14 protein-coding genes are annotated in these 12,605 nt (G+C 64.2%); 8 read left to right on the top strand and 6 right to left on the bottom strand.

Translation table 11 applies throughout. The features are described from left to right. Positions 1-367: 367 nt before the first annotated feature. Genes ccoP through ccoN form a run of 4 tightly spaced genes read right to left on the bottom strand, consistent with a single transcriptional unit; the run spans position 368 to position 3,842 of the window. Positions 368-1,252 (bottom strand): cytochrome-c oxidase, cbb3-type subunit III, encoded by an 885-nt coding sequence (ccoP, locus tag B6V72_RS05255; protein WP_088734930.1) that lies wholly within the window; start codon positions 1,250-1,252, stop codon positions 368-370. A gap of 31 nt (positions 1,253-1,283) precedes the next feature. Further along, positions 1,284-1,484 (bottom strand): cbb3-type cytochrome c oxidase subunit 3, encoded by a 201-nt coding sequence (locus tag B6V72_RS05250; protein ID WP_075774158.1) that lies wholly within the window; start codon positions 1,482-1,484, stop codon positions 1,284-1,286. Between the two features lie 13 nt (positions 1,485-1,497). Further along, entirely contained in the window at positions 1,498-2,226 is a 729-nt protein-coding gene (ccoO, locus tag B6V72_RS05245; protein ID WP_075774157.1) for a cytochrome-c oxidase, cbb3-type subunit II, read from the bottom strand. A gap of 11 nt (positions 2,227-2,237) precedes the next feature. Further along, positions 2,238-3,842 (bottom strand): cytochrome-c oxidase, cbb3-type subunit I, encoded by a 1,605-nt coding sequence (gene ccoN / locus B6V72_RS05240; protein ID WP_075774156.1) that lies wholly within the window; start codon positions 3,840-3,842, stop codon positions 2,238-2,240. A 263-nt stretch (positions 3,843-4,105) separates the two neighbouring features. Here ccoN and B6V72_RS05235 point away from each other — a divergent pair, with 263 nt between their 5' ends. Both B6V72_RS05235 and B6V72_RS05230 read left to right on the top strand, forming a co-directional pair. Continuing rightward, positions 4,106-4,945, top strand: a complete 840-nt coding sequence (locus B6V72_RS05235) for a universal stress protein (protein ID WP_075774155.1) — start codon at positions 4,106-4,108, stop codon at positions 4,943-4,945. 380 nt (positions 4,946-5,325) lie between these two features. After that, positions 5,326-5,736 (top strand): hypothetical protein, encoded by a 411-nt coding sequence (locus tag B6V72_RS05230; RefSeq protein WP_088727290.1) that lies wholly within the window; start codon positions 5,326-5,328, stop codon positions 5,734-5,736. 12 nt (positions 5,737-5,748) lie between these two features. Here the strand turns inward: B6V72_RS05230 and B6V72_RS05225 are convergent, their stop codons facing one another. Further along, positions 5,749-6,495, bottom strand: coding sequence for a Crp/Fnr family transcriptional regulator (locus B6V72_RS05225; protein ID WP_075774153.1), 747 nt, complete (start codon positions 6,493-6,495; stop codon positions 5,749-5,751). 60 nt (positions 6,496-6,555) lie between these two features. Here B6V72_RS05225 and hemN point away from each other — a divergent pair, with 60 nt between their 5' ends. The 5 genes from hemN (at position 6,556) to B6V72_RS05200 (ending at position 10,610) form a co-directional block, all read left to right on the top strand. Further along, positions 6,556-7,911, top strand: coding sequence for an oxygen-independent coproporphyrinogen III oxidase (hemN, locus tag B6V72_RS05220; RefSeq protein WP_088734928.1), 1,356 nt, complete (start codon positions 6,556-6,558; stop codon positions 7,909-7,911). 98 nt (positions 7,912-8,009) lie between these two features. Further along, entirely contained in the window at positions 8,010-8,183 is a 174-nt protein-coding gene (locus B6V72_RS05215) for a DUF2256 domain-containing protein (RefSeq protein ID WP_206184202.1), read from the top strand. 31 nt (positions 8,184-8,214) lie between these two features. Then, positions 8,215-8,844 (top strand): TetR/AcrR family transcriptional regulator, encoded by a 630-nt coding sequence (locus tag B6V72_RS05210; protein ID WP_088734926.1) that lies wholly within the window; start codon positions 8,215-8,217, stop codon positions 8,842-8,844. Between the two features lie 11 nt (positions 8,845-8,855). After that, positions 8,856-9,848 (top strand): MDR family oxidoreductase, encoded by a 993-nt coding sequence (locus B6V72_RS05205; RefSeq protein ID WP_075774150.1) that lies wholly within the window; start codon positions 8,856-8,858, stop codon positions 9,846-9,848. A gap of 12 nt (positions 9,849-9,860) precedes the next feature. Then, positions 9,861-10,610, top strand: a complete 750-nt coding sequence (locus B6V72_RS05200) for a sulfite exporter TauE/SafE family protein (RefSeq protein WP_075774149.1) — start codon at positions 9,861-9,863, stop codon at positions 10,608-10,610. Here B6V72_RS05200 and B6V72_RS05195 read toward each other — a convergent pair. Further along, positions 10,607-11,584, bottom strand: a complete 978-nt coding sequence (locus B6V72_RS05195) for a helix-turn-helix transcriptional regulator (protein WP_146696171.1) — start codon at positions 11,582-11,584, stop codon at positions 10,607-10,609. The genes B6V72_RS05200 and B6V72_RS05195 overlap by 4 nt on opposite strands. 80 nt (positions 11,585-11,664) lie before the next feature. Between B6V72_RS05195 and cysD the strand changes: the two genes are divergently transcribed. Next, on the top strand, positions 11,665-12,603 hold the full coding sequence (gene cysD / locus B6V72_RS05190; RefSeq protein ID WP_075774335.1) for a sulfate adenylyltransferase subunit CysD: 939 nt from the start codon (positions 11,665-11,667) through the stop codon (positions 12,601-12,603). Positions 12,604-12,605 lie beyond the last annotated feature (2 nt).

Raw genomic sequence — 12,605 nt, 5'->3', positions numbered from 1 at the left:
TGTAATAGCGCTTTTGCGCGCTGTCTTCAAACGGAAGCCGCACCGCCCGGCCGCGACATTTCGTTCGCCCCGGACCAACGCGGTCGCACCCCCGCCGGCCTCCCCGGTCCGCCACCCAGCGCTTCGCGCAGAAGGATCCCGGGCATCGCGGCGAGGTCACAACGGCGTGCAACGGCTGGCACGGCGCTTGTTTTGCCCGGGGACGCCCCCCAACTTAGGCAGCAGGTAACCCTCGACAAACGAGAGGGCCCGCGAAGGGGCCCTCTGGAATTGGGCACCGGCACCCCCAGGAAACGCGCGAACAGGACGGGGTGCCGGTGCGGCCCGCCAGACCGAAGCCCCGCGGGATCTCTCTTGTTTTCGACCGTTACTGGCCGCCGCCCAAGCTGTGAACGTAGGCCGCGACGGCGCGGATATCCGCTTCCGAGAGACGCTCGTTCCAGTTCGGCATCACGCCGAAGCGGGCATTGGTGACCGTGTAGGTCAGCGTGTCGACGTCACCGCCATAGAGCCAGACGGCATCGGTGAGGTTCGGCGCACCCATGGTGTTGTCGCCTTTGCCATCCTCACCGTGACAGGCTGCGCAGTTATCCGCGAAGATCGTCTCGCCTTCCGCAGCCATCGCCTCGTCATGCTCCTGGTCCGAAATCTTACGGACATATTGCACGACCTGATCGATCTGCTCGGGTTCGAGAAGACCATCTTTCCCGAAGGCCGGCATCTGCGAGAACCGCGCCTCGCCTTCCGGGTCCGTCTCGTTGCGGATGCCGTGGGTCACGGTGAAATGGATGTCCTCCATCGTGCCGCCCCACAGCCATGCGCTGTCGAGAAGGTTCGGATAGCCGTGCTTCGGGTTGCCGCCCGCGCCCGCACCGTGACATTGCGCGCACCAGGTGCGGAACACCGCGGCGCCCGCGTTCTGGGTGTAGTTCTTCAGCTCGGGATCGCTCGAAATCTCGTTGAGATCGACCGAGACGAGCTTCTCCTGGATCGGCTTGTTCGCCGCGGCGACCTTGTCGATCTCGGCCTGCACGTTCGCGCGGGTCGAGGAGCCCAGAATCCCCGGCGTCGCGCCGGATTTGAAGATCGGCCATGCCGGCATCGCGATCGAGTAACCGATCCCCCAGATGACGCAGGCATAGAAGGTCCACAGCCACCATTTGGGCAGCGGGTTGTTGTATTCCTCGATGCCGTCCCACGAGTGTCCCGTGGTCTCGACCTCGTGCTTTTGCTTGCTTGGTCTCTTGCTCATGTTTTCCACGCCTCCTTACAACGTGGCGCCGTCAGTCCTTGGAGGACCGGCTCTCGCCGGCCTCCGAGGCATTGGCGGGTTTGTCTTCGTACCGGAAGGGAATCTCGGACGTATCTTCGTAGGTCTTGCGCGCGCCGGGCCGGAAGACCCAGACGACGACGGCCAGGAAGAAGACGAACATGAAGATCAGAAACCAGCTGTCCGCGAATTCCCTGAAGATATGATAGTCCATTGATCAGCCCCCCTTACCGGCTGGCCACGGGTTCGAAGGTCGAGAAGTCGACCATGGTGCCGAGCACCTGCAGATAGGCCACCAGCGCGTCCATCTCGGAAATGCCCGGGCGACCGTCGAAGTTGCGGACGTTCACCGCGTTGGGATAGCGCTCCAGCAGACCGTCGGTGTCGCTGTTCGGATCGGCCTGGGCCGCGAAGTCCGCCTTGGCGTTCTCGATCATGTCCGACGTGTAGGGCACACCCACCATCGCATCGGTCGCGATCCGCTCGTCGATATGCTTGGAATCGACCATGCGATTGAGCAGGAAGCCGTATTTCGGCATCACCGATTCCGGCACGACCGACTGCGGGTTGGTCAGGTGATCCACGTGCCAAGCGTCCGAGTAGCGGCCGCCGACGCGGGCGAGGTCGGGCCCCGTCCGCTTCGAACCCCACTGGAACGGGTGGTCGTATTGCGACTCCGCTGCCAGCGAGTAATGGCCGTAACGCTCCACTTCGTCGCGCATCGGGCGGATCATCTGCGAGTGGCAGACATAGCAGCCCTCACGGATGTAGATGTCGCGCCCGGTAAGCTCCAGCGGGGTGTATGGACGCATGCCGTCCACGTCCTCGATGGTGTTTTCGAGGTAGAAGAGCGGCGCGATCTCCACGATGCCGCCGATCGTGACGACCAGGAAGGCAAAGATCAGCAGGAGCGTGGCGTTCTTTTCAAGGACGCCGTGTTTGTCGAGAAGTCCCATTGATCTCCTCCTTATTCAGCCGGCACGGCGGCAACCGAACGCGATTCCACGCGCGGCTGACGAGCGACGGTCATCCACAGATTGTAGGCCATGATGATGCCACCCGTGAGGTAGAGCACACCACCCAGACCACGGACCACGAACATCGGATGCATGGCGGCCACGGTGTCGGCGAAGGCGTTCACGAGGAAGCCCTGGCTGTCCGTTTCGCGCCACATCAGGCCCTGCATGATCCCGGCGACCCACATCGACGCGGCATAGAGCACGATCCCGATGGTGGAGAGCCAGAAGTGCCAGCTGACCAGTTTCAGCGAGTAGAGCCCTTCACGCGCCCACAGACGCGGCACGAGGAAGTAGAGCGTGCCGAAGGTGATCATGCCGTTCCAGCCGAGCGCGCCCGAGTGCACGTGACCGATCGTCCAGTCGGTGTAGTGCGACAGCGAGTTCACCGCCTTGATCGACATCATCGGGCCTTCGAAGGTCGACATGCCGTAGAAGCCGACCGACACCACCATCATGCGGATGATCGGATCGGTGCGCAGCTTGTCCCATGCGCCCGAGAGCGTCATCAGACCGTTGATCATGCCACCCCAGGAAGGCATCCACAGGATCACCGAGAAGGTCATGCCCAGCGTCGAGGCCCAGTCGGGCAGCGCCGTGTAGTGGAGGTGGTGCGGACCGGCCCAGATGTACAGGAAGATCAGCGCCCAGAAGTGCACGATCGACAGCTTGTAGGAATAGACCGGACGTTCAGCCTGCTTCGGGACGAAGTAATACATCATGCCGAGGAAGCCCGCGGTCAGGAAGAAACCCACCGCATTGTGGCCGTACCACCACTGCGTCATCGCGTCCTGCACGCCCGAGAATACCTGCACCGACTTCGATCCGAAGAGCGAGACCGGGATCGACAGGTTGTTCACGATATGCAGCATCGCGATGGTCACGATGAAAGACAGGTAGAACCAGTTGGCGACGTAGATATGGGGTTCCTTGCGCTTGAAGATCGTGCCGAGGAAGACAACCAGATAGGCGACCCAGACGATCGTCAGCCAGATATCGACATACCATTCCGGCTCGGCATATTCCTTCGACTGCGTTGCGCCGAGGATGTAGCCGGACGCGGCGAGCACGATGAACAGGTTATAGCCCCAGAACACGAACCAGCCGAGCGCGTTGCCGCCGAACAGCCGCGCTGCCGAGGTGCGCTGCACCACGTAGAACGACGATGCGATCAGCGCGTTGCCACCGAAGGCGAAGATCACCGCCGAGGTGTGCAGCGGGCGCAGCTTGCCGAAGTTCAGGTAGCCCTGCGCCCATTCGAAGTTGAGCGCCGGATAGGCCAGCTGGAAAGCGATGATGACGGCGACCAGGAAGCCCACGACACCCCAGAAGGTCGTCGCGATAACCCCGGCGCGAACCACGCCGTCGAAATACTCGTTGTGAGCCACCGGCTGGCGGCTCCCCATGGTGCGAAGCACCCAGATGAACGCGATGGCCGCGGCCAGCATGACCTCGACAGCATTCACCTGATAGGCAAGATCGCGCGCGTAGCCGGCCGCAATGGCGGCCAGAACCGCCACAAGACCAAGCGCGATCAGCTTGATATAATCCCACATTTTGTGCGTCCCTTCGTCTGGTCTGCCCCTGCGGCACTCTCTTGAACCGAGAATCCTCCTGGGCCTGACTGGAGTCCTTGTGGTCCGAGGGTATGCACGATGCCTTGATCTGCATCAAATGCTCGCGATCGAACTGCGCCATTCGGTCGCAGTTCTGTGATCTGACAATCACGTCTCTTGATCCGAGTCAAAGTGCGGCCGATCTCTTCGGGTTAGGCTTTGGTCTCACATGCTTAATCGCTTATGGCGCAAGGACAGGACCCATGGCTTACAAGACACTTCTCACGATCGTCACGGATCCCAAGGCGGCCGCGACACAAATCGACACGGCCGTGGCCGTCGCCCGACGGCGCGACGCCCACCTAGACGTGCTCTGCCTCGGTGTGGATCGCACGCAGACCGGATATTACTACGCGGGGGCGACCGCCTTCGTACAACAGGAAACGATGGATCGCGCGCAAGACGACGCACGCAACGCGGAAGCCGCGGTGCGCGCGCGCCTCGAAGCCGAAGACATTCGCTGGGGCGTCGATGCGGTCGTCTCGCAAATCGGGGCGATGGCTACCGTCGTCGGGCAGCGCGCCCGCTTTGCCGATCTGGTCGTGATGGGCCGCCCCTATGGCGAGGGCCGCGGCCCGGAGATCGAGGCCGCAGTCGAAGCCGCGCTCTTCGAGGGCCAGGTTCCGGTCGCGATCGTACCCGACGGGTATAACGGCGACATGCCTGCCAAGCGCGTCGTGATCGCGTGGAACCAGTCGCACGAAGCGATGCGCGCCGTGCGGGCCGCCCTGCCCGTCCTGAAATCCGCCGATCTGGTCGACATCACCGTGATCGACCCGCCCGCGCATGGGCCCGAGCGCTCGGATCCGGGCGGCCAACTCAGCCAGATGCTCTCGCGTCACGGCGTCCACGCTGAGGTGTCGGTGCTCGCCAAGACGATGCCGCGCGTGTCGGACGTGCTCAACCGCCATATCAGCGACAGCGACGCCGATGCGGTGGTGATGGGGGCTTACGGCCATTCGCGATTCCGCGAAGCGATCCTGGGCGGCGCGACGCGCCACATGCTCGAGATGGCCGAGGTTCCGGTGATCATGGCGCATTGAGCGCGCCGCCTTTCAAGACTGTCGACGGCGCCTCTCGGGGCGCCGTTTTTCGTCACTCGGGACCGATCCCGACGCCCTTCCCGTTGCCCGCGCGGCGTCGGACATGCTTTCGCGGATGTCGTGGAACAGACCCGAGCATTGCGCCATTCTCTGCAATACGGTTGGCAACACTCGGGCCCGGGGCGACAACGAGAAAGACACAAGTAAACGGGATACGCATAACCCTTCCCCGCTGCAGCCTCCTTCCGTTTACCTTACGACAATGTCCAAACCGCGACGGAACGCGTGCGAAATAACGACCTTCTCGCGACATCTGTGTCCGGCACGGAACTCCGGCCGCGCTGGCGGGTTGGCTCGCTGACGAAAGACCGGAGCCCCCAATGACCCGCCATATTCTTCCCACCCTTCTCGCCAGCCTCGCCCTGCTGTCTGCCTGTCAGGAGATGACGCCGAAACAGGACGGGACGATGCCGAAGACACTGCCGGAGGGGATGGTCGGACGCTGGGGGCTGACAAAGGCCGATTGCGACGCCTCACGCGATGACAACAAAGGCCTGATGGTGGTGAAGCCGGACAGCCTGAAATTCTACGAGTCGCAAGCCAAGTTGGCAGAAATCGACAGCGCGACCGATCGCGTGGTGCGGGCCACGTGGAATTTCACCGGTGAAGGGCAGAAATGGCAGCGCGATATCGTGCTCACCCTGTCGAGCACCGGCATCTACCTTTCGCGTCAGGACATCTCGCAGAGCGGAATGAAGCCGCTCACCTATCGGCAGTGCGTATCCCCCTGACCGGAGGTATGCTCAGATAAGGAAACCGCCGTCGCTGTCATCGCCCGCCTCAAGCAGCAGCCGATCCATGTCCGGCACGGTGACGTGGCGCTTACCCTGCAGTTCGATCACCCCGTCGCGTTTCAGCGCGGACATCTGACGACTCACCGTCTCTAGCGTGAGGCCAAGGTAATCGGCCATCGCTTCGCGCGTCAGCGGCAGATCGAACACCATCTGCCGGGCGCTGGGGCTCATGTTGATCGAGGCATCACGCCGCGCCACGATCGACAGGAGCGAGGCGATCTTCTCGCGCGCGGTCTTGCGGCCCAGCAGCAGCATCCATTCGCGCGCGGCGTCCAGTTCGTCGAGCGTCATCTGCAACAGGCGCTGCGCGATATGGGGCGTGCGCTCCATCATTTCCTCGAAGGGCTTGCGGCGGAAACAGCACATCAGGATGTCGGTCGTCGCGGTCACGTTATACGCGGCACGGGTGCGCCCGGGGCGCCCCACGAAATCCGAGGGCAGCAACAGACCCACCATCTGTGTACGCCCGTCTTCGAGCGTTTGCGTCAGCGTCGCGATCCCTGAGACCACCGAGGCCACGAAATCCATCTGGTCGCCCGCCCATATGATCGTCTGCCCCGCTTCGAAGCTTCGGTAATATTTGATCTTCTCAAGCTGCTCGAGCTCCTCCGCGTCACATCGTGCACAGACCGCGCGATGTTGGATCGGGCAGTCTCCGCATGCGAGCGAAGCAGGCTGAACGTCATCATGTGCCATATGGATATTGCTTGATCTGGGTCAAATTCTGTCGCGCGTGTTATCTCTAAAGATACGCGCATGGAACAGGAATCGCAACTTACCCGACTCGGACTCTTCGACGCACGGGTGCCCCGCTATACGAGCTACCCCACCGCCCCCCATTTCGCGGGCGATGTCGGCCCCATGGAATTCGCGCATTGGATCGAAGCGATCCCCGAAGGCGCGTCGATTTCGCTCTACATGCACGTGCCGTTTTGTCGTCGGCTCTGCTGGTTCTGCGCCTGCCGCACGCAAGGCACGCAAAGCGAGGAACCGGTCCGCGCCTATGCCGAGACACTGCTGGCCGAGCTGCGCCTCTTCAAGGAGCGCCTGGCGCCCGGCGTCACGCTGTCGCGGCTGCATTGGGGCGGCGGCACGCCGACGCTGATGCCCCCCGACATGATGCGCCGCCTCGCCGATGCGGTCTTCGACGTGGTACCGATGGGCGAAGGCGCGGAATTCTCGGTCGAGATCGACCCCAACGAAATCGACGCCGCCCGCCTCGACGCGCTCGCCGAGTCGGGTATGAACCGCGCCTCGATCGGGGTGCAGGATTTCGACCCGCAGATTCAGGGCGTGATCGGGCGCGACCAGAGCTATGAGGTAACCAAAGCTGCTGTCGACATGATTCGCGAACGCGATGTCGCGAGCCTCAACGCCGATATCCTCTACGGTCTGCCTTACCAGACACCGACGAAAATCGCGGCCTCGGTGCAAAAGCTGCTGTCGCTCGGCCCCGATCGCGTGGCGCTCTACGGCTACGCGCATGTGCCGTGGATGGCGCGCCGCCAAACGATGATCCCATCAGACCATCTGCCCACCCCGCAAGAGCGCCTGAAGCTGTTCGAGGTGGCGCGCGAGTTGTTCGTGGCCGATGGTTATGACGAGATCGGAATCGACCATTTCGCGCTGCCGACCGACGGGCTCTCGACCGCTCAGAAGGGAGGTCAGTTGCGGCGCAATTTCCAAGGCTATACCGACGATCAGGCCGAGGCGCTGGTCGGGCTCGGAGCGTCCTCGGTCTCGCGCTTCCCGCAAGGCTATGCACAGAACGCGCCAGCTACTTCAGCCCATACAGCTGCGATCCGGGCGGATCGCTTCTCGACCTCGCGCGGGCACCGCTTCACTGCGGATGACAAGATGCGCGCGCGGCTGATCGAGGCGCTGATGTGCGATTTTGAAGTGAAAGCGGCAGAGCTGGTGCGGGATTACGGCGCCGATCCGAAGGAACTCGCCGCAATGTTCGCCGCCTGCGCGGAGCATTTCGGCGACATGGTTCAGGTGAACGCAGACGGGCTGCGCATTCCGGCGAAGGCGCGCCCGCTCACCCGCATGATCGCGCGCCATTTCGATGCTTACGATCTGTCGAAAGCCGGGCATAGTTCGGCGATCTGATCGCCGGGGAAGAGGGACGAGGGAGGGGTCGCCGCGCGCGGCCCTTTTTCCTTTGGCCGGCGGTCATCCGGCCACGCGTCCGCCGCGTATCGAATTGCATGAAGATGCGCCGCAAATCCGACCTGCCGACAAAGCTCTGCGCCAGCTGTGGCCGCCCCTTCGCGTGGCGCAAAAAGTGGGCCCGTGACTGGGAGAGCGTGCGCTACTGTTCCGATCGCTGCCGCCGCTCGGCAAAGGCCGCACTGGCGAGGGGGGACATTCGCGGCGGTTGATTTTACATACCGTATGGTATATTAATTCTATATGACCGTTACTCCAGCCCCCGCGCGCCGCGGCCGCCCGCGCCGCAAGCCCGAGGATCAGGACGCCCGCAAGGCGCTGATCCAGGCAGGGCTCGCCCAATTGACCGAGCGCGGCTACGCAAGCGTCGCTCTCGAAGAGATCACCGCCGCTGCCGGTGTCACCAAGGGCAGCTTCTACCACTACTTCCCCACGAAAGCGGCTTTTGGCGCGGCGCTCATCGACGCCTATGACGCCTATTTCGAAGACAAGCTGCGCCGCGCCTTCGACCGCACGGACATCACCCCACTCTCCCGGCTCACCGCCTTCACCGAAGAGGCCGAGGCGGGCATGGCGCGGTTCGACTTCCGCCGTGGCTGCCTGATCGGCAATCTCGGTCAGGAAATGGGCAGCCTGCCCGAGGAGTTCCGCAGCCGCCTGATCGCGGTGTTCGAGCGCTGGCAAAACCTTACCGTATCGTGCCTGCGTGACGCGCAAATGGCGGGCGAAATCGGCGCCGATCACGACCCCGAAGCACTCGCAGAACTGTTCTGGACCGGCTGGGAAGGCGCGGTTCTGCGCACGAAACTTCAACGCAACCCCGAGCCGCTGCGCCGTTTCACCGACGGCTTCCTGCGACTCGCCCGAAGCTGAAAGGATACCCCATGGTCAAAGCCATCCTGATCGAGAAACCCGAAGAGACTCAGAGCGCCGCGCTCAAGGATATCGACCTGCCCGATCTGGCAGAGGGCGAGGTGGCGGTCGACGTCGCCTACTCGACGATGAACTACAAGGACGCACTCGCGATCACCGGCGCGGGCCCCGTGGTGCGCAGTTTCCCGATGGTGCCGGGCATCGACTGCTCCGGCATCGTCGCGACCAGCAAGCATCCCGATTTCGCCAAGGGCGACCGGGTCGTGCTCAACGGCTGGGGCGTGGGCGAGAAACACTGGGGCGGGCTGGCAGAGCGCGCCCATCTGAAAGGCGAGTGGCTGGTGAAACTGCCCGACGGTATCTCTTTGCGTCAGGCAATGGCGATCGGCACTGCGGGCTACACGGCGATGCTCTGCGTGATGGCGCTCGAGGCGCATGGCGTGACGCCCGAGAGCGGCGAGATCGTCGTGACCGGAGCGACCGGCGGCGTGGGCAGCGTCGCGATCGCTCTTCTGGGCAAACTCGGCTATAAAGTGGCTGCCGTTACCGGGCGCCCGGAAGAGGAAGACTACCTCAAGCGCCTCGGCGCATCGTCGATCGTTCCGCGCGAGGACGTTTCTGGCAAGCCGCGCCCGCTGAACAAGGAACGCTGGGCCGGTGCGGTCGACGTGGTCGGCGGTGAGGTGTTGGCCAATGTTCTGTCGATGATGGCCTATCGCGGCACCGTCGCAGCCTGTGGTCTCGCGGGTTCGATGAACCTGCCGACCTCGGTCGCGCCCTTCATCCTGCGCGGCGTGACGCTCGCAGGCGTCGACAGCGTGATGTGCCCGATCGAGGATCGCGTCGAAGCATGGCGTCGTCTGGCTGCCGATCTCGACATGGAGAAGCTCGCCGCGATGGAGATGGAAGTCGCCCTGGACGAAGTGATTGCAACCGCGCCGAAATTCCTCGATGGAAAGGTTCGCGGGCGGATCGTCGTTCCGGTCGCACCTGACCTCGGCTGACTACGGTAAGAAATGCTGTCTTTCCTGATCCTCGCGCTCGCCGGTCTCGCGGCGGGCGCTTTGAATGCGGTCGCGGGCGGCGGGACGTTCCTGTCCTTCCCCGCGCTTGTCTGGACCGGCGTGCCGCCGATCACCGCCAATGCCACCGCGACGCTGGCGGCCCTGCCCGGCTATCTGTCGAGCGCCTGGGCCTTCCGTCACGAGCTGCGCCACAAGGGGCCGATGGCGCTGCGCACGATCCTGATCGCCGCCGTCGCGGGCGGGTTCCTCGGCGCGCTCCTGCTGCTGATCACGCCCGAAAAACTGTTCGCCGGCGTGGTGCCGTGGCTTCTGCTGCTGGCGACGGCGGCGTTTGCCTTCGGGCCGATGCTGCTGAAGGCGCTGCAACGCTCTGGCCGCACGATGGGCGCCGTGTCCGCCTTCGCCCTGCTACTCGCGGTGACGATCTACGGCGGCTATTTCAACGGCGGGCTCGGGATCATGCTGCTCGCCGCGCTCGGCCTGATTGGCTTCACCGATCTGCATGCGATGAACGGCCTGAAGAACCTCGTCTCGGCCGTGCTGTCGCTGGTCTCGGTCGTAACCTACGCGGTGGCCGGGCTGATCGACTGGCAGGCGGTTCTGGTGCTGGGCATCGCGAGCGCCGTCGGCGGCTACCTGGGCGCGCATCTGTCAAAGCGGATCACCAATATGGCGCTGCTGCGCGGCTTCATCATTGCGGTCGGGCTGGTGATGGCGGCGGTTTTCTTCGTACGCGGCTAACCCAGCCAGAGCGCCGAGCCGAACATCTTGCGCAACAGTCCCGTCTGACCGCTGACCCCGGCGCGGGCATAGATCTGCTTTGAGGTCGAGCGCGCGGTCTCCAGCGTCCAGCCAAGCCGCTCGGCCGCCTCGCGCAGGCTCGCCCCATCGCATAGAAGCGCCGCGAGCCGCGCCTCGGACCGGTTGAGATCTAGCGCCCCCGCGACACGCGCGACCGGCAGCGCCTCAGCCAGCGGCATGGCGCGCAGATGTCCGATCAGTGCAGGACTGCCCCGCCATCGCCCCGGCGCGAGCCGGAGCACGCCCTGCCCCTCGGGGCCAAGCGGGATCGGCCGGACGACCGCCCCGCCTTCCCCGAGTTTCGCGAGGCTCTGCCGAAAGCGCAGCGCGGCGTCGGGATCGGCGAATTCCGGGCGCGCGCCGATGCGCAGCCGCAGCCAACCTCCCGCATCGAATTCCGCCGCTACGCGCGGATCGAATTCCAGCACCGTACCCGCGGGCGTCAGGACCAACCACCCCGCACCGAGCGCCGCCGTGGCCTCGGCATCGCGCGCGGCTCGCGCCCGCTCGCCGCCCAGCGCCTCGCGTATCATCACCGCCTGCCCCAGATGCGGCGCGAGCGTCGAGAGGGCCAACGCCTCCGCCGCGCGGAAATCCCGGTTCGGGCGCGCGATCATCAGCACCACGCGCCCCGCCGCCCCTGCCGCGACCTTCAGCGCCCGGAGCGGTTCGGGCCACGCCACTTCACCCGGCAGGTCGATCTGCGAATAGACACGATCCAGTCGCATCGCGTGGAGTCGCGCGGCGTCCGGCAAGGCGATCCTGCCGACCTGCCAGCCCGCGCCCTCCCACTCGGGTGCGAGAATCTGCACCGCCGCACCCTCGGCATGGGCGACCGAACAGAGCCGCTCGAGAAAGCGCACCCAGCCAGCCTTTCCCGCCTCGCTCGCCGCCGCGAAGAGCGCGTTGATCAACAGTGTGTTCTCGGACTGCCCCAACATAAGCCGTATTTACCCCCCATTTGGGGGGTTATCCAGCAAAACCCGCCGCCTATATCTCGGAAAACCGCGATCAGACAGAGACCTCCCGCATGAACAAGACCCTGACTCACCTGCAGCGGCTCGAAGCCGAAAGCATTCACATCCTGCGCGAAGTCGTGGCCGAAGCCGACAATCCGGTCATGCTCTATTCGGTCGGCAAGGACAGCGCGGTGATGCTGCATCTCGCGAAGAAGGCCTTCTACCCGTCGCCGCCGCCCTTCCCGCTGATGCATGTCGACACGACGTGGAAATTCCAGGCGATGTACAACCTGCGCGACAAGGCCGCGAAGGATGCGGGGATGGAGCTGATCGTGCACCAGAACCCCGAGGCGAAGGCCAAGGGGATCAACCCGTTCGATCACGGCTCGCTGCATACCGACATGTGGAAGACCGAAGGTCTGAAACAGGCGCTGGACAAGCACGGCTTCGACGTGGCCTTCGGCGGCGCGCGCCGCGACGAGGAGAAATCCCGCGCGAAGGAACGCGTGTTCTCGTTCCGCTCGGCCAATCATCGCTGGGATCCGAAGAACCAGCGCCCCGAGCTCTGGCGCCTCTACAACGCCAAGAAAGCGAAGGGCGAGAGCGTCCGCGTCTTCCCGATCTCGAACTGGACCGAGCTGGACATCTGGCAATATATCCACCTCGAAGGGATCGAGATCGTCCCGCTCTATTTCTCGGCTCCGCGTCCGACGGTGGAACGCGACGGGCTGATCCTGATGGTGGACGACGACCGCTTCCCGCTGCGCGACGGCGAGGAGCCGGTGATGCGCTCGGTCCGCTTCCGCACTCTGGGCTGCTACCCGCTGACCGGCGCCGTCGAGAGCGAGGCGCAGACCCTTCCGGAAGTCATTCAGGAAATGCTGCTGACCACCACCTCCGAGCGTCAGGGCCGCGCGATCGACCACGATCAGAGCGCCTCGATGGAGAAGAAAAAGCAGGAAGGCTATTTCTGAGC

Source organism: Thioclava sp. F34-6 (assembly GCF_002213235.1).
GTDB lineage: Bacteria > Pseudomonadota > Alphaproteobacteria > Rhodobacterales > Rhodobacteraceae > Thioclava > Thioclava nitratireducens.
This window is presented reverse-complemented; position numbering and strand designations above follow the sequence as displayed.

Bases quoted from the DNA above. Each gene is read 5' to 3' on its own strand.
- ccoP (WP_088734930.1), bottom strand. From the start codon at position 1,252: ATGAGCAAGAGACCAAGCAAGCAAAAGCACGAGGTCGAGACCACGGGA.
- B6V72_RS05250 (WP_075774158.1), bottom strand. From the start codon at position 1,484: ATGGACTATCATATCTTCAGGGAATTCGCGGACAGCTGGTTTCTGATC.
- ccoO (WP_075774157.1), bottom strand. From the start codon at position 2,226: ATGGGACTTCTCGACAAACACGGCGTCCTTGAAAAGAACGCCACGCTC.
- ccoN (WP_075774156.1), bottom strand. From the start codon at position 3,842: ATGTGGGATTATATCAAGCTGATCGCGCTTGGTCTTGTGGCGGTTCTG.
- B6V72_RS05235 (WP_075774155.1), top strand. From the start codon at position 4,106: ATGGCTTACAAGACACTTCTCACGATCGTCACGGATCCCAAGGCGGCC.
- B6V72_RS05230 (WP_088727290.1), top strand. From the start codon at position 5,326: ATGACCCGCCATATTCTTCCCACCCTTCTCGCCAGCCTCGCCCTGCTG.
- B6V72_RS05225 (WP_075774153.1), bottom strand. From the start codon at position 6,495: ATGGCACATGATGACGTTCAGCCTGCTTCGCTCGCATGCGGAGACTGC.
- hemN (WP_088734928.1), top strand. From the start codon at position 6,556: ATGGAACAGGAATCGCAACTTACCCGACTCGGACTCTTCGACGCACGG.
- B6V72_RS05215 (WP_206184202.1), top strand. From the start codon at position 8,010: ATGAAGATGCGCCGCAAATCCGACCTGCCGACAAAGCTCTGCGCCAGC.
- B6V72_RS05210 (WP_088734926.1), top strand. From the start codon at position 8,215: ATGACCGTTACTCCAGCCCCCGCGCGCCGCGGCCGCCCGCGCCGCAAG.
- B6V72_RS05205 (WP_075774150.1), top strand. From the start codon at position 8,856: ATGGTCAAAGCCATCCTGATCGAGAAACCCGAAGAGACTCAGAGCGCC.
- B6V72_RS05200 (WP_075774149.1), top strand. From the start codon at position 9,861: ATGCTGTCTTTCCTGATCCTCGCGCTCGCCGGTCTCGCGGCGGGCGCT.